This is a genomic window from Synergistaceae bacterium (assembly GCA_017444345.1).
Classification (GTDB): Bacteria; Synergistota; Synergistia; order Synergistales; family Aminobacteriaceae; genus JAFUXM01.
On sequence record JAFSWW010000021.1, the window covers coordinates 1 to 17,202 of the forward strand.

General features: G+C 40.9%; 14 protein-coding genes. 6 read left to right on the forward strand and 8 right to left on the reverse strand.

The window, feature by feature from the left end; genetic code table 11:
• The first annotated feature begins 111 nt into the window (after positions 1–111).
• Both IJS99_01130 and IJS99_01135 read left to right on the forward strand, forming a co-directional pair.
• Positions 112–531 carry a hypothetical protein gene (locus tag IJS99_01130; protein MBQ7560422.1) on the forward strand — a complete coding sequence of 140 codons (420 nt, stop codon included), beginning with the start codon at positions 112–114 and terminating at the stop codon, positions 529–531.
• Between the two features lie 6 nt (positions 532–537).
• Positions 538–2,388 (forward strand): polysaccharide biosynthesis protein, encoded by a 1,851-nt coding sequence (locus IJS99_01135; protein MBQ7560423.1) that lies wholly within the window; start codon positions 538–540, stop codon positions 2,386–2,388.
• Between the two features lie 67 nt (positions 2,389–2,455).
• On the opposite strand, the gene pgsA is transcribed toward IJS99_01135, so the two are convergent.
• From pgsA to IJS99_01170, 7 genes are all read right to left on the reverse strand, one after another.
• Positions 2,456–3,001 carry a CDP-diacylglycerol--glycerol-3-phosphate 3-phosphatidyltransferase gene (gene pgsA / locus IJS99_01140; GenBank protein ID MBQ7560424.1) on the reverse strand — a complete coding sequence of 182 codons (546 nt, stop codon included), beginning with the start codon at positions 2,999–3,001 and terminating at the stop codon, positions 2,456–2,458.
• A 47-nt stretch (positions 3,002–3,048) separates the two neighbouring features.
• A complete protein-coding gene (locus tag IJS99_01145; protein MBQ7560425.1) occupies positions 3,049–3,927 on the reverse strand; it encodes a DnaJ domain-containing protein in 879 nt (292 codons plus the stop codon).
• 209 nt (positions 3,928–4,136) lie between these two features.
• Entirely contained in the window at positions 4,137–8,102 is a 3,966-nt protein-coding gene (locus tag IJS99_01150) for a hypothetical protein (protein MBQ7560426.1), read from the reverse strand.
• A 2-nt stretch (positions 8,103–8,104) separates the two neighbouring features.
• Positions 8,105–10,081, reverse strand: coding sequence for a hypothetical protein (locus tag IJS99_01155; protein MBQ7560427.1), 1,977 nt, complete (start codon positions 10,079–10,081; stop codon positions 8,105–8,107).
• 59 nt (positions 10,082–10,140) lie between these two features.
• Positions 10,141–12,336, reverse strand: a complete 2,196-nt coding sequence (locus IJS99_01160) for a thioredoxin domain-containing protein (protein ID MBQ7560428.1) — start codon at positions 12,334–12,336, stop codon at positions 10,141–10,143.
• Entirely contained in the window at positions 12,320–12,955 is a 636-nt protein-coding gene (locus IJS99_01165; GenBank protein ID MBQ7560429.1) for an HAD-IA family hydrolase, read from the reverse strand. Before IJS99_01165 ends, IJS99_01160 begins: the two co-directional genes overlap by 17 nt.
• Positions 12,952–13,353, reverse strand: a complete 402-nt coding sequence (locus IJS99_01170) for a hypothetical protein (GenBank protein ID MBQ7560430.1) — start codon at positions 13,351–13,353, stop codon at positions 12,952–12,954. The genes IJS99_01165 and IJS99_01170 overlap by 4 nt, the downstream gene beginning before the upstream one ends.
• 136 nt (positions 13,354–13,489) lie before the next feature.
• Between IJS99_01170 and IJS99_01175 the strand changes: the two genes are divergently transcribed.
• From IJS99_01175 to IJS99_01185, 3 genes are read left to right on the forward strand one after another with little or no spacing between them, the layout of a single operon-like run.
• Entirely contained in the window at positions 13,490–14,170 is a 681-nt protein-coding gene (locus IJS99_01175) for a precorrin-2 C(20)-methyltransferase (GenBank protein ID MBQ7560431.1), read from the forward strand.
• Between the two features lie 25 nt (positions 14,171–14,195).
• On the forward strand, positions 14,196–15,053 hold the full coding sequence (locus tag IJS99_01180; protein MBQ7560432.1) for a GGDEF domain-containing protein: 858 nt from the start codon (positions 14,196–14,198) through the stop codon (positions 15,051–15,053).
• 50 nt (positions 15,054–15,103) lie between these two features.
• On the forward strand, positions 15,104–16,339 hold the full coding sequence (locus tag IJS99_01185) for a cation:proton antiporter (protein ID MBQ7560433.1): 1,236 nt from the start codon (positions 15,104–15,106) through the stop codon (positions 16,337–16,339).
• Between the two features lie 311 nt (positions 16,340–16,650).
• Here IJS99_01185 and IJS99_01190 read toward each other — a convergent pair whose 3' ends face one another.
• Positions 16,651–16,809, reverse strand: a complete 159-nt coding sequence (locus IJS99_01190) for a hypothetical protein (GenBank protein ID MBQ7560434.1) — start codon at positions 16,807–16,809, stop codon at positions 16,651–16,653.
• A 49-nt stretch (positions 16,810–16,858) separates the two neighbouring features.
• On the opposite strand from IJS99_01190, the gene IJS99_01195 reads away from it, so the two are divergent.
• Positions 16,859–16,996, forward strand: a complete 138-nt coding sequence (locus IJS99_01195) for a hypothetical protein (GenBank protein MBQ7560435.1) — start codon at positions 16,859–16,861, stop codon at positions 16,994–16,996.
• Positions 16,997–17,202: the final 206 nt, after the last annotated feature.

Below are 17,202 nucleotides of genomic sequence, written 5' to 3' on the forward strand. Positions count from 1 at the left end.
CACCCGCCCACCCCGTCGGCGGCGGAATCAATGCGAAATTATTATGTCGTTACTTACATTTTCGTTTATAATACACGCTAGAATTTATAAATCACAAAGGAGTAAATAATTATGCCGATGCAAATAGGACTTGACGAATTATTAAGTATGCTTGTATCCCGCATGGACGAAATCACTCTAGACAGTGAGAATAACAAGAGCCGCTTTAATATAATGTTCAGGGTATTATACAAGAAGGGGCTTTTTAACGAGAATGACGCAATCGATGCAATCAAAGACGAGAATAAAATTTTGCTTGAACTCGGACTAATTAAAGCAATGCCCGACGAGAATACGATTAAAGCCGCAGCCGAGAATTTAATGCTATGGATTAAGGGAGACGCTAAAGAAATCAAGAAATCACTTGACGAAATGCAGGCACGTTTACAGCAGGCGGAAAAACAGCAATCAAAGAAAATTGACGTAGCACCCGCCGGAGTCTTGAATGAACTTGATAGAGTCTCAGGTCAGAACAAAAAATTAATCCTGTAATAAAACATGCAAAATTTCTGGCAAAACTGGCAAAAAGTAGCAGCTAAAAAATTTGTCGTCGCACTGATAGATTTTATATTGCTTGCTCTAGCTGTATATTTGGGCTATGCGATTCGACTCGGAATCGTTATTCCTGAATATATAGAAGACTGGCAGCGCGTTATGATTTCTCTTCCGTTATTGTGCGTGATAGTCTTTGCTTTATTCGGTCAATACGGCACTATGTGGCAGCACGCAGGCACTGAAGACTATACTAAATTTTTATGGCTCTATATCACGTCTATTCTTGTATTCTTGTTGATTAACAGCTTATTCAAGATCGCTATATTCCCTAGAACTTCATTTGCAATATCATTTTTTGCGGGGTTATTCTTATGCGGCGGGCTTAGATTTTCGTGGCTTATGAGTAAAAATATTCACCCTAAGAATAAACTCGGCGAAAGAAAACGCTTGAAGACTCTCATAATCGGAGCAGGTGAGGAGGGGGCTTTCTTGGCTAGGGACTTAATGCGAAATGACGGCGAATTATTACCAGCGGGATTTATTGACGATGACGAACAGAAGACGGGGCGGCATGTTTCAGGCTTGAATGTACTGGGAAGCACTAAAGATTTAGCAAAAATTGTTGAGAGTGAAAATTTTGAGGTCGTATTAATTGCAATTCCCAGCGCGAACGGCAGCAAAATACGCGAGATTTACGAAAAATTATCAGCTCTGAACGTTCAAATTAGAATATTGCCGAGCTTGAGAGAACTTGCAGGCGGTCAAATTTCAGTATCCAGACTCCGAAAAGTTAAACTTGAAGATTTACTAGGGCGCGAACCTGTTAGAATAAATTTAGAGCCATCAATGAATTATATTCAAAATAAGCGCGTATTAATCACAGGTGCGGGCGGCTCAATAGGCAGCGAAATAGTAAATCAGGTCTTGCAAAATAACCCGGCTGAAATTTTTGCGCTCGGACATGGTGAACAGTCAATTTATTTATTGATGGAGAAATTAGCAAAACTAAATACAAATATTCCCGTTCACCCGGTAATAGCCGATGTTGCCGACGAAATAGCAATAAAATATTTATTCGAGTCAGCAAAACCTGAAGTAATTTTTCACGCCGCAGCACATAAGCACGTCCCATTAATGGAATTCTCACCTAGAGAGGCAATGCGTGTAAATGATTTAGGAACTCGTACACTTGCAAGAATGGCAGGAAAATATAACGCTCAAAGAATGGTAATGATTTCAACGGATAAGGCTGTGAACCCGTCCAGCATTATGGGAGCGACAAAGAGGCTCGCAGAAAAAATTTTAGAGAACGAGCAGAAAAATTATCCTGAGACAAAATATATGGCCGTAAGATTTGGCAATGTCTTAGGGAGCCGCGGGAGTGTCATTCCTAAATTTGAACGTCAAATCGCTGCGGGCGGTCCTGTTACTGTAACAGATCCGGGAATGAAACGATATTTTATGCTGATTCCTGAAGCTGTCAGCCTAGTAATTCAAGCCGGAGCACTGGGACACGGGGGCGAGTTATTTGTGCTTGACATGGGCGAACCTGTTATAATTCGGGAAATGGCCGAGCTGCTTATAAAATTATGCGGTTATGAGCCCTATAAAGATATTAATATAATTTATACTGGCATGAGACCGGGCGAAAAATTGTACGAAGAATTATTTTATGACGAGAACGCAGTTAATTCGACACTGCATCCGAAAATTTTTGTAAGCAAAATCAAAGCAGGCCAAGAAGGTGAAGAGATTAACCCCGAATTAAATACGATTTTAGAGTACGCATTAAGAAATCCCAGCGAGGCTTTAAGATTATTAAAACAATTAGTGCCTGAATATCAACATGTTTAATAATAAAATAAATCCCTCCGGCCTAAATAAATATAAATAAATAAGTCAGAGGGAATAAATTTTTTACTTAACCTGTTATAATTTTGCTGCCCTTGATTAAATAGTCCATTCCTGACCAGACAGTTAAAATCATTGCAACCCACATCACGGCCATTCCGTAGGGAATCTTAAGAATTAACATGATTAACGCTATAATCTGACATACTGTTTTGAGTTTACCGCCTTTTGACGCAGCAATTACTACACCTTCAGCAGCAGCAACGAGTCTTAAGCCTGTTACAACAAATTCACGCGTTATTATTACCATTACGATCCAAGCGGGGACTCTGTCAAGTTCGATTAATGCCAACATAGCAGCAACGACAAGAACTTTATCAGCAAGGGGATCTATAAATTTGCCCAGTGTAGTAACGAGATTATCACGGCGCGCAATATATCCGTCAAAAGTATCTGTCAATGCAGCAATAATAAATACAGTCGCAGCCAAAGCATCTCCCCAGCTTACTTCAGGCAGAAAACTTATAGGCGTGTCAATTCTCAGCGACAAGAATAATAATACAAGCGGCGCAAGAAATACCCGAATAAGGCTCAAAGTATTAGGAACGTTGAAAATTTTAGATTGCAAAATATTTCACCTCTTCAAGAATAATTTATTATTATTTAATGATTATAGCTCAAATTTGCAAGCTCCTGCCATAATTCTTTTTGCTTTGAGTCCAAATGTCTGGGAATATTTATTTTAATTCTCACGTACATATCGCCGTTAGTTCCGTCTCTTTTCGGGAGTCCCTTACCTCTGAGCCTCAATTTTTGCCCGTCTTGAATTCCAGGAGGCATTGTAACTGTTACATTTCCTGTTAAAGTCTCGACTGAAATTTTATTACCGAGTACTGCGTCCCATGTTTCTACTTTGATTTCACGCGTTAAGTCATGGCCGGAGATCTCAAAATTTTTATCGGGCTTTATGTGAATATTGACGTAAATATCTCCGCCGCCTTCATTTTTGCCGGGTAATTTAATCTGCGAGCCTTCAGTTATGCCCTTAGGGAGTCTCACACTCAGAGTGCGGTTGTTAAATTTTAGATTATGAGTTCCGCCCCTGATTATGTCATCAAGTGAAAGCGTTAAATCCGTCTCAATATCGCGCGGCATTGGCTGGTGAAAACGCGATTTGCCCGTGAAGTTCGAGAAAATATCTTGAAAGCCGCCGCCTCCTCCGAATAAAGTATTAAAGAAGTCGCTAAAATCTCCCGCACTGCCCTGATTAAATTCTACGTGCTGCCATCCCGGTGGAGGTGTGAAATCTTGGCCGGCCTGCCAGTTCATTCCGAGTGTGTCATATTTTTGACGTTTGTCGGGATCCTTGAGAACCTCATAAGCCTCGTTAATTTCTTTATATTTATCTTCTGCGCCGGGATCTTTATTTATATCGGGGTGATATTGTTTAGCCAGTTTTCTATATGCTTTGCGAATATCATCGGGCTTAGAGTCCCGCGAAACTCCTAAAATTTTATAGTAATCTTTATATTGCATGGTCAATCACTCCTAAAAAATTTTTATTGACTATTTTTAACTTTTTCACGCGCGAGTCTAACACATGAATAAATTTCACGCAATAACAAGCAAAAATTTATCCCCCGCGCACCCCTGATTCCTCCCACCCGCCCACCCAAGATAATTTTTACCACGCCGCAATAAAAAAGACTCTCCCGCTATCACACGAGAGAGTCATAAACTCACTAATTATATTATCTGCGTCTAAGTGTGAACATTAAAGCAGCTGCAACGAGTCCAAGCCCTAAAGAATTACAGCCGCCGCCGCCGCCGCCTCCTCCTCCTGAAACGGGTATTAATGGATCTGTATCAGTTCCGCCGCCGCTGCCTCCACTTCCGCCGCTTCCTCCGCTGCCTGAAGCATTGCGGGTTATCCACATTGTGCCGTTCAACTGCGAGTCTGCTACTCCATCAGGAAGGACTAATAAATTATTTACGAGTCTTGCATTTCCTGACACATTAGCAAGATAGACAGTTAAATCTATGCGGATTCCATTGCCGTTATCCGTCTTAGTTAAAGCGAGTGCTCCGGCTGAATATGCTTCACTTGCCGTTATATTCGATGAGGGGCAAACGTGCCAAGCCTGAGAGTCTCCCGCAAAATCTATTTGCAAGACTTTGAAAATATCATTTGCAAGAGTCGAGTCTATGTTCTTATCTGCAAAATTATAGCCGAAAATTGTTTGTGATTGAGTGCCGTCAAATGCCCATGAATAAGTAATCGGCAATAATTCGCCCGCGTCAATTCCTGAATACGAGAATTTTACGCCCGGTTTATTGAAAGTCTCATTTGCTGCTGTAGAGACCGTCATATTATAAGTGGACTGTGAACTAAATAATGCGCTCGAGTCAAGAGTATCAATTAAAGCCGGTTCATAGCTCCAATTACTATAAAATGAAGATCTGAATGACGAGCTAGAAAGAGTTGACGTGTTAGCGTTTGCAATTCCTACTGTCATATCATGCTCGTATAAATCGCCCTGATTGAAATTAAGCAAATTATCGATAAATGCGTCAGATAAGTTCATAGAAGTAGCCTGAAAATCTACGATTATTGCTTGAGTATCACTTACAGGCGACCCGTTAGAACCTCCCCTGACTGTTGAGACTGTTATATAAGCAGTTCCCGGCGTTCTCCATGCTGTAACGACTCCGTTGCTGGTGACTCTGACGATATTGCGATTTGAGCTTGACCAAGTAACCGGCTCTTCTCCTGTTCGTGTTCCGGCATAAGCAGAAAGCCCGTTAGTGTAAAGAATTATAGCTGACAAATTAGCAGTCTGTCCGGGAGATTTTAAGGTGTTGGGAATGCCGCTCATTTTCACGCTTGAAATCGTGTAGCTTGTAATTTCGTCATCGCCTCCGTCGGGTCTAGTGCCGTCAAAGAATACCGGGCCGATGTCTAAAGCTACTCCGACATGACGATTATAGCCGCGTTCATCATATTGAGGGAGCAAAATTCGCTGATCATATGGAATTATATTTATTGCCCTGTCTTCCTCGTTAATATCTACTTCAGCTAATGCAACAGTCAATAATCTGTACTCTTCATTATAGCCGATATATGGAGGTATTGAATCGCTGCGGGCATTCTCTGAAAGTGTATTACTTCCATAAAATGTGCTAGTTGTCCATGTTTCATTCTCGCGGTCTGTTTTCTTGCTGTCTCCTGTATTATCGATCCATGATGTATTATTGCCGCCCTCGCCGTAAGTTCCGACTCTATTATAGCCGGTTGAAGCAATTGAGCCTTCTTTGTAAACATCACTGCCTATAGTAGCAGCGTTGCCGACAAATAAATTAGCAATCACTGTAACAGTTGCGCCCGAGCCTACATAAAGCCCGCCGCCTTGATTAGTTGCTATGTTATTGAGAATAAATGCACAGCTCCTAATTGTATTAGTGCCGTATATGGCCAAGCCTCCGCCGTTAGTAGCTGCTTGAGAATCTGTAAATGTACAGTTTTCGACCATTCCGTTAGTGAGTGCTCTCATATAGACAGAACCGCCCTCGCCGCGAACTGATTGATTTGCATTAAATGTACTTTGCCTTATATTAATATTATCAGCTTGGACATAAATTACTCCGCCTGAACCTGATGACGTATAATTCCCTGTCGCCATACTTTGTTCAATAGTAAAATCATTATTGCCGCCTCTTTGGTCGTAATATATTGCTCCGCCGTGTGAGGTTGAATTATTTTCAAGGAAGTAACTTTTCCTGATATTAACTTGTCCTGAAGCCCAGATTGCACCGCCTACACCTTTAGCCGTGTTATTGTAGCAGGTTATATTGACTAAATTTTTATCTGCGTCGCCCGGTAAATACATAGCTCCGCCGTTACTTGTATTACTAGTTGCTGAATTTTCCTCAAAGTATACATTTTGAGCTAATGTAACTTCTCCGCGTGAAAGAATTGCGCCGCCGTGAAGACTTGATTTATTTTTTATGAAACGTGCATAGCTCATCCTAAGAGTCCCGCTGTCCTGTGATACACAAATTGCGCCGCCTCCTGCTGTTGTAGTTGCTGTAGCATTGCTTGTGTTGCTCTCAAAGTCTGAACTCTCTATTATTATATTTCTTCCGCATAAAGCTCCGCCGGCTATAGCGACCTGATTCTTGATGATTGAGTCATATACATCAATCGTTCCTGAATTTGTCGCAGCAAAACCGCCCCCGCCGTTAGTAGCAGTGTTCACAACGTCTATGCTGAGTCCCGAAATTGTTATAGTTCCGCTCTCTGAATAAATTGCGCCGCCGCTTTCAGTTGCAGTATTCGAACTAAAAGTATATGCGCTTGTCGGAGTTATATCGGCACTACTTGACCAGACAGCCCCGCCGTTATTGCTTGCTGAGTTGCTCGTAAATTTTACAGTTGATGAGAAAGTCGGCATTACAGCACTGCCCGATAAAGCAATTGCACCGCCGTTATTTGCCGTGTTGCCGCTGAATTCTGCCGTGCTTGAAAATGTTATAGTTCCGCCTGCATTATAAATAGCTCCGCCGGTTGTTGCTGAAGTTAAGCCGTTTGTTGAGAACACAGCAGCCCCCGTGAAAATAACATTACCGCCTGCAACGTAAAAGACTCCGCCGTTTGCCGCTGCAATATGTTTTGTGAAGGTAGAAGCTCCCGCAAATTCAACTCTGCCGCTGTCAACATAGAATAATCCGCCGTTAGTTACGTTTGTAGTGTCGCCTGTAAATGTTACAGAATAATTGCCGAATGATACAGCACCTCCGTCAACGTAAAAGACTCCGCCGTTTTCTGCAAGATTTCCTCTGAGGGTGGGAGCCGCTGAAAATGTTATATTAGCTCCTGACGCTGCATAGATAGCCCCTCCGTTTGTCGTTGAAGTAGTGCCGTTTGTCTTAAATGTAGGTGCACCAGTAAAAGTAATTTGGCCGGCTGAATAAATAGCTCCCCCGCTCGTTGATGCATTATTGCTTTCAAATGTGCTTGTGCCGCTGAATGTCAGAGTGCCTGCGTTATAGATAGCTCCTCCGTTTACTGCTGTGTTGCTGGTGAATGCTTGACCGTTCGGAAGTGTTACAGTTGCACCTGACGCGATATATAATGCACCGCCGTTAGAAGTTGCCGTGTTGCTGCTGAATTCAGGTGCAGAATTAAATGTTACGTTTGCGTCAGACGCGATATATAGTGCGCCTCCGTTTTCTGCTCTGTTACTAGTGAATTTGTTAGTTCCGTTAAATGTAATCGTGCCTGCAGTAAGAGTAATTCCGCCGCCGGAACTCCCTGTCAACGTCATGCCGCTAAAGATTATCGGGATAACTGAATTATTCACGATAAAATGACGATAGCCCGATGCTGATGTAAAAGCACCTGAAAAAGTGATACTCGTTAATTCATCATATAATGTGATTTCTGTAGGATATTCAGGATCTTCATCTTCGACTGGTTCGTAAATATTTTCATTATTAATCGTTATTGCGCCGTAAGATGTATAACTGGATGTATAACTGCTTGTAAATTTGAATTCAGGATTAGGATCTGGTTCGTATCCTGTTTCCTCAATACCGTTTTTAGCATCATCAAAAGCTGCTGCTAATGTATCATAATCAGTCCCGATATTATATGTAGCTCCATAACTTGGCACTGCTAATAATAATACACACAAAACAAGTAAAATTATTCGCTTCATGATTAAATTTTTCCTTCTTTCTTGAATTTATAAGCAAATAAAATCGCGCTCAAACATAATAAACTAAATCCAGCATTACAACCGCCGCCGCCGCCGCCGCCAGTGGGTATTAACGGGTCTGAATCATCAGGACTCGGAGTCGGTGTTGGAGTCGGAGTCGGTGTAACTTCGGGATTATGATAATAACTTGACGGAGCTATAAATACCTGCATATTCAAATAATTATCCTCGCTGCCGTCCCTCACTGCCATACAGCCACGCGTGTTGTCATATACCATGCTTAATTCAGGCCTGACTCCGTCCCTCGTGCCGTTCATTAAGTACATCACAAAACTTACTGTTATAACGCCCTTGTCATTGTCATTTGTTGCGCGTCCTCGTTCCTCGTCTAAGAAAACTTTTACCTGACTCGAATACACGCCGAGCCTGTCAAGTTCTTCAGTCAAGTTCAAAATATTATTATTCTCGGCCATTAAATAAATGCTCAAATTCTGCGCAAAAGTATATTCAATTTGGCCGCTGTTCCTGTATTCAGTTACTAGATTATTCCACCAGCTTCTATCTTTTATGGCTGTAACTGGTATATTCATAGTAATTAAAACCGGCAATAATGCTTCAGTCGTTGAAGTCCGTAAATTATTCGGGATTGAATGATTAATCGTGAAATATTCTAGTGCTTCACTTGTAGGAATAGTGCGGGATATTGCGCTGTTGTAAAAACTTGATGGAGTCCCTATTTCCTTTGTGCCTCCTGTTACGCTTGCTAACTCGTCATAAAATGTCAGGCTTGAAGGGTTAGGCTCAAAAGCTGCGATTTCTACCTGCCTGAAACTTGCCTCGCTGCCGTACTCATAAGTCTCGCCGATTTTTTTCACGAATAAAGTATCATGATTCAGCACTAAATCCCACATTCCATTACGCATATTGTCATCGATTGCGAAAATTCTAAGCGGCCTGATATTCTGCTCGTTTAAATTATATGATCGCGTATAAACAGTAACTAAACCGGGCGCAGCGTGTGAGGCATCATCAAGAAAGAAATAACGCTCTATATCTGTAGTTCCCTGATAACGCGGCAAATCAAATTTCCATCTCGTCGGGACAAGCCAATTGCTATTAGCGTCCTGAGCTCCATATCTGACGGCTGTATGATTCACTATTTCAGTAGTCAAATGATAATTTACCCGGCCCGTATCAACGTTTAAATCTTCAACGGGAGCTATTACCCAGTTTGAGCTGGTAGTCTCCTTTGAGTTCTGGGCGTTCCATTTGTCATGACGATATGCGACAATATTTCCATTTCCGGCCTTGTCCCTCAAAGTCATTCGCAATTCTAAAGCCTCATCCGTTGCTGTGCCATTAACGACATTTGCAATTACTACAGGTTTATTAATTCCCTGCGAGCTCGTATCTGAAGGATTTTGATGATAGTTAAAAGTCTGTCTCACTGTGTCATAACGATTCAGACTCCCTGATTGACGGCTTATAGTAAAAATATAATTCGACCATTGAGAGTCATAACCGTCGCGGCTCACCGGGCCTGTTGCTGTAACTGCCGCAGTATACGGGGCATTAGTCTCACTTGTCGGAGTTCCTAAATTTATATCTCCTGCAACTGCTTCACGGCGGACTCTGGGTGAATGTATATCCATGCTGAATTCCCCGTAACCGTCGGACAAAACAAGAAATAACGTGCTGAGACTGCGATTTGCGAAAACTGTAGAGTCGGGCTTGCCGTTAATTACATCAACGACTCCAGTATCAGACAAAATCAAATCGCTTGAAATGTCAATAGCTGTGTGATGATCTGCACCGAATGAATCAGTGCCGGTATTAATTACCATCCATTGCCAGCTCTTCCCGCTTGGGCCGTATAAGTCATCAAATCGATAACCGTTAGCATCAGCAAAAGCAGTACCGCTGAAAATCGCAAGAATTATAAACACTCCTGCGAACCTCGAAAAAATTTTAATTTTCACCTGTATAACCTCCTAAAAAATTTATTACCTGAATTTATTATTATTATTAATTATATTATCTATCTTTCTCGCCGAGTCCGCCTTTCTTGACGTTCGGGACGGTGTGTGCGTTCTGTACGTCTTGCGCGTCGCTCTGTCCGTTCTGCCCGGTCCGTCTTATCAGGTTTATCGGCTGATTTATTTTCTCTCTTTTCGGGCTTATTGTCATTCTTGGCCGGTTCTTCCTGATTCAATTCTTCATCAGTGGGAATATATTTTTTCGGCTCTTCCTTCTTGACCGGCTTAAATGGCACAAAATCAAGTCCGGCATTTATGAACGAGATATAATTTAACGGGTTTAAAGCAGCTTCACGGGCAAAACATGAAATTATTTTAGCGGCGTAATCACTATATTTCTTGTCTTCGAGGGCGTGTGCTAATTCGTTCAGAGCTGTTATAGCGAGTGCGTTAGGGCTCGGCAAATTGTTAAAATCTTGAGCAGACTTAAATTTTATGGCAATGTTCGAGTCATTTATCAGTGAGAATCCCCCATGCTTATCGTCCCAGAAATTTTTTATTAGTGAGTCCGCTAAATTCTGCGCATTCTTGAGCCAGTCATTTAATTGTTTCTCACCGGAATTAAATTTTTTAGCGGCCTTGTATAATTCCATTATCCCCCATAAAAAATATATATAGTCGCATGAACTTGCATTTATTCCCGTCTTGCCTGAAATCCACCGCCGAGTCCAAATTCCCGACTTGTCAGCAAAAATTTTCACGCAAAATAAAGCCGTTCTCTCTGCTATGTCCTTCCATTCGGGCTGGTCAAATGCACATGAGGCGCGGCTCAATGCTCCAATTATTAACCCGTTCCAGTCCATTAAAATTTTATCGTCCGTCAGTAATTGCCGCTTGTCCCGTGATTCCAGTAAAATCCGCCTGCACTCTGAAATATTATTAGCTACTTCCGCACCCTTTAAGCCATAACGCCTAGCAAGTTCTGTTACTGTTGAAGCCTCGTATAAAATATTTTGTCCTATTTGAGTCCCCGCCAGTTCGCTCCCGAAATTTCCGCCGGGCAAAACTCCATATGCAGCACAGAATAACCCCGCGAGTCCTTCAGGCAATACCGCTTTTATTTCGTCTTCTGTCCACATGTAATAACGCCCCTCGCCGTCCTTATTGTCTGAACATATTGCGCTCTTGAATCCCTGTGAGTACGAGGCATTATCGCTAAAATATTTTCCTAGACAGAATATAATATCTTCAGCTATTAACCTGTGAAAAGAATTCGCGTTCTGTTCCTGAGCTAACGAGGCAGCTAATAAAATCATGGCTTGATCACATAATAATTTCTCGAAATGAGGGACGTGCCACCTCTCATCAATCGAATAAAGCGAGAATCCCCCGCCTAAATGATCATGAATCCCCCCGCGCCAGATTCTCCGCAAAGTTATATCTACCATTGTGAAAGCGTCCGACTTGTCGCGTTTAGTGGCGTTCTCATCACTGGCCATTCTAAGCAAAAAAATTAATTTGTTTATCTCCGGAAATTTGCCGCCGTGATTAAAATTAAATCCCCCGTAACGAATATCAAAACTTTTCCGCATTTGGTCAAGAGCTTCAAACGCTGTATAACGCCTGACTCTGCCTCCTGACAAAAAATTAAATTTTTCCTGCACTAATTCCCGCAAATCATTCGCCGCACGTTCGCAGTCATCCCGCTGCATGTTCCAAAGCCATTTTATTCGCGGTAAAATTTCAGTCATTCCCGGAACTTGTCCCCGTGTTCGTTTAGGGAGCCATGTCGTGCAGAAAAAAGGCCATCCTTCAGGAGTCATGAAAATATTCAGCGGCCACCCAGCCGAACCGTTTTGAATCCTGCAAATCTCACTGTATAAATTATCTAAATCCGGGCGTTCTTCCTTATCGACTTTCACAGCAATACAAGTATCATTCATAAAGCCTGCTACTTCGGGATCATTGAAAGAGTCGCGCTCCATAATATTGCACCAGTGAGACGAATAATAACCGATTGATAAAAATATGGGCTTGTCTTCACGTTTAGCAGCGTCAAAAGCTTCCGGACTCCATGTGTACCAGCCTATTAAGTTTCTTGCATGTGCTTGTAAATACGGGCTTAATTCATTGCTTAAGTGATTCAGGGGAGATAATTTTTTTGCGGCCTGCTCCTGTAATGCCTGTTCAGCCGGTAAGAATTCCCCGTAAGCAGATAACGGCCCTAGTTCCTGTAATAAACTATTCTTGTATTGCATTTAGTTCACTTAGAGAGTCAATTACTCGCCATGCTCCTAATAAATTAAAATCTTCAGCCGTAAAATTTCCTGTTGTTATTCCCACGCTGCGGACTCCTGAATTCTGCGCAAAAATTATATCAATATCAGCGTCCCCGATATAAATAGCATTATCAGGACTAATATTTAATTCATGTAATAATTTATACATCATTTCGGGATTAGGTTTATATTCTAGCTTCCCATACGGCTCTAATGCTCCTACAATGACATCAAAATATTTCGCGAGTCCTGTTCGCTCTAAAACTCTGCGGGGATATTCGCGATTTGATATTACAGCAAGTTTTATATTTTTAGCGCGCAAATTCGTTAAAGTCTCTATTGTGTCAGGGAAGGGCTTTATTAATTCGCGCTCAAGTTTCACGCTGTAATCACGATATAATTTTATCCATTCAGGCCGGTATTCTCCGAGTAAACCCTCGCAAAACGTGGGAATCGGAGTCGCTATATATTTCATTGTCAAATCGTGATCTACTTCAGGCAGTCCCTCATGACGGGCGACGCTGTTAAAGCCTTCCATAATTGCATAACTTGAGTCTACGATTGTCATATCGTGATCGAATACCATTAATTTAATCATCTGCGTAAACTATTCCCCATATTTCTTAATACTTCATTGCGGCCGAATGAATTTGTAGTGTTTGACGCTCCTGTTCCTGTCCAGTACTGTTTTGCGTGAGTCCCTATATTATTAATCCAGTCGATTCCGAACATGTCAAGAATCATAGTTACACCGAGAAACAGCCAGACAATAACGCCCAGCCATGCAAGAATTCTAAAACTTGCGCTCAATGTCCTGTCAGTTGCTTGTTCAAGCTGCTTGACTTCGTTGTCTATTTCTTTGCGTTCTTCACGGGATAATTCTTTCTCCTGACGCTTTAACGAGAAAATCCGCCAGAGACTCGCACCGCTCCGCGCCCACTGGTACAGACCTAATAAAAATATGCTTACTCCTATAAAGGCAAATAATATCGTCATTAAGTTTTCAGCCCCTTTTGTGATATTATAGCTTTAAAATTTTAGCAGGTGAATAGCTTTATTACGTGATAGAAATTTTTTGCGCGAATAAAAATATATCATGACAGAAATTTTTAACAGGAAGGAGAATTAACGCTTGAAAATATTTATCGCCGGAGTCGGTCCCGGACATGTTGACTATATCACTATAGCAGCACTCAACGCCGCAAAAGATTCAGATTTAATCATAATACCGCGTTCAAACATGAATAATTCAGGAATGGCCGAGCATGTTATCTCGCAGTTAATGCCCGGACGCGAAATAATACCGTTATATTGTCCTATGATTAAAGACGAGGCCAAGCGCGATAAAATAATTCTTGAGCAGCTAGAAAAATTTGCACTTAATGAATCACAAAAAATTTTCTTTCCTGTTATAGGCGACTCTGTATTATATTCAACGGGGGCATATTTTATTAAGTCAATCAAGAAATTATTTACTTGTGAAATAAATTTTATACCGGGCATTTCTGCTCATTCGCTGGCAAGTTCAATAGCTAAGAGATTTCTAGCAATGAAGGACGAAATTTTTTCAGTTATTCCCGGAACTGCTGACTCTGACAAAATAAAATCGGCTCTTGAGACATGCGGCTCCGCAGCAATTTACAAGCCCAGCGCAATAACTGACACTAAATTTTTGCTCGAAATTTCACGAAAATGGGAAGTAATAAGAGTCGATTATGCAGGAATTCCCGAACATGAAAAAATTTTAACGGGCTCTGACGCTTTGAATAATTTAAATAATTACATGTCGATAATTTTACTTTATCGCGAATAATATATAAATAAGGGGAGATTTAACCATGAATGCAATAAAAATTTACACTCGAAGCAAGAATTTAGCGGATCTCTTGAATTCATTTGAGGACTGGGAGAAGGCAGACTGCGAAATTTATTCACTCACTGACAGGCCGGAAATTGACGAGCAGGACCCGGAAATCATAAACGTTTTTATATTGACTCAGATTCCCGAAAAAATTTTAATGAATGCACGTTATATATTATGTTCGTCGAATCCTCAAAAACTTTCAGAAATGGATTTAGCCTCACTTTATGATTTATGGCCGATGCCTTTAACGCCGCAATTAATAAGATTTTATTTCAGGACTTTAACCGAGAGACTCAAGAGTGAACTTGAAGATACTTCTTATCAGGAAAAAATTTTAGAGATGGCAAGACAGGATTATTTAACGGGACTGGCGACTCGCTGGTACTTGAACGAATACGCAACCCAGAACGCAAGCGAGGAATTTATCACGTGTATTTATTTGGATCTCGACCATTTCAAAGAAGTAAATGACCAATACGGACACGCCGCAGGAGATAGGGCACTGGCTGCAACTGCTGAAATGATTCAAAACGAGTTTAAGGCCTTTGCTGCGAGAATGGGCGGAGATGAATTCATGATTTTGTTACTCGGTGAACAAGAAAATATTTACGAACGTGTTAATGCTTTCATGGAAAAATTGCTTGATTATTATGATCATGAGGAATCAGACACAATGAAGGCTCTAACAGTCAGCGCAGGAATTGCCCGGAAAGTGAACGGCGAAAATAAATCAATCGAACAATTAATACATGAGGCAGATTTGGCACTATATCAGGCTAAAAAAAACGGCAGAAATCAGGCACAAATTTATTCAAGCGACTTAGAGAATTAATAAAAAAATTATTTGTGATATAATCTCGCGTTTGAGGTGAAAGACATAACATGATTTTATTGTTGAAGACGGCTTTTGCCCTTTTCGCGGGATTAATGATGACAAGGGCATTCAAAATTTTAGGCGGTAACAAATTTCCTGATGTTACGGCCTTTTTGTTGGCTGGCGTGTTGGTCGGGCCATATTTAATGGGAAGATTTAATTTAGGATTCACGAATTCGCTCGAACTTGAGTCAGTTACTATGCTTTCAAATTTAGCACTGGGCTTTATAGCGTTTGATATAGGCTCGGAATTTAGACTCACTAAAATAAAAGAATTCGGCTCAAAGGCTATATTTATCGGAATCTCGCAGGCAATTATTACGACAATTTTTGTAGATTTGGCGTTAATTCTGATTCCTGATTTGCCAAGGGACGCGGCTATTATTCTAGGAGCTATAGCGAGTGCAACTGCTCCGGCTGCCACTTTAATGGTAGTGAGACAATTTAAAGCACATGGGCCGGTTACTGATTTACTTCTGCCGATTGTTGCAATAGATGACGCTGCGGGACTGGTAATTTTTGCGGTCTCAATGGGTGCTGCGGTCGCTCTCAAGGGAGGGGCAGTTAACGCGGCTTCTCTAGTTATTGAGCCATTGACGGAAATTATAGGCTCGCTTTCACTCGGTGCAGTAATGGGAGTGATTTTAACGTGGCTAGAAAAATTATTTTTCTCGAACACTAATAGATTATCTATGACAATAGCATTTATCTTGATGACTATCGCGCTTTCTTCAAGATTTAATTTATCGGCCCTGCTTGTATGCATGACTTTGGGAACAATTTTTTGCAACTTGAGCGAGTATTCAGCGGACATAATGACACGTTCTGAAAAATGGTGCGCTCCCCTGTATGCCGTATTCTTTGTGTTGAGCGGTGCAAGACTTGATTTAAGCGTGTTTCAATATAAATTTGTAATTATTACTGGAATCGTATATATATTAATGCGCTGTGCTGGGAAGTATTGCGGGGCGTTGTTATCGAGTTCGTTAATGAGATGCAGCTCCGACGTAAAAAAATATTTAGGCATTACACTATTTCCGCAGGCCGGAGTCGCTCTAGGAATGGTAATAAGTGCGCAGGCTTTAGGCAGTGAAACGGGGGGACTCGTGAGAAATATAATATTATTCAGCGTCTTAATTTATGAGCTTATTGGCCCGACATTGACTCGAATTGCTTTGACTAAAGCCGGAGAAATAGGCGAGAAATTACCGGAATTAGAGACACGAGAGAGATTCAAGAAATAAATTTATTCACATAGCAAGTTCTGAATTTTGCGGGGCTTGCTAAATTTTTATGATTCATGATTTCATAATGTGAAGATAACAATAAAACCCGCTTTTCACGAGCGGGCTATTTTTTGCGTGAGAGCCGATTTTCGACACAGAATAAAGCCCGTAAACCTTTCTGCTATAGTGAATTAAAAAATAATTACAAATTTTTACGGTTTTTTGTACGGTTAACTACGAGTTTATTTTCTCATAAAAATTTAATCTCATAGTTATCAATGTAAACTATACAATCACTCAATTTCTAATCTCCTTTAATGTTAGATTTGCTATTTATCTGCACGGCCGCTGTGCCATGTTATCACTTTGAAACTTAACGTATTAACAAGGAACGTCATATCAATGTCCTTAAAATAGAACATCTGCAAGATTCCCGGATTTCCATTAGAAGGATTGTATTGTTCATAATTTCCGAAACGTTTTCTCATTGCTTCAGGTTTCCACCTTAATATCGATATTGGTGTTATCCTAAATAAAATGGACAGCAAAATAAGAAATTTAGAAAAGGGACATAAAATATGGGAAATCGTTCAGCAAAATATAGTGATGACTTCAAAAAGAGTCTCGTTAGTTATGTACGAAAACAGCAAATCGCAGTCTCAATTAGCTCGATAATATGGGGTCTCTTTAAGTGCCTTATTCAGATGGATTAAGCTTTTTTCTGAAGTTAAGCTTGACGATGAAACAATTATTATTGCCAAACAAATAAGAGAACTTCAAAAACGTAACTCTGCACTTGAGGAGGAGAATATAATATTAAAAAAATATTCACGCCACACTCAAGCAACGTTTAAACGCTGTTTATAAACTCCGGTGTGAAC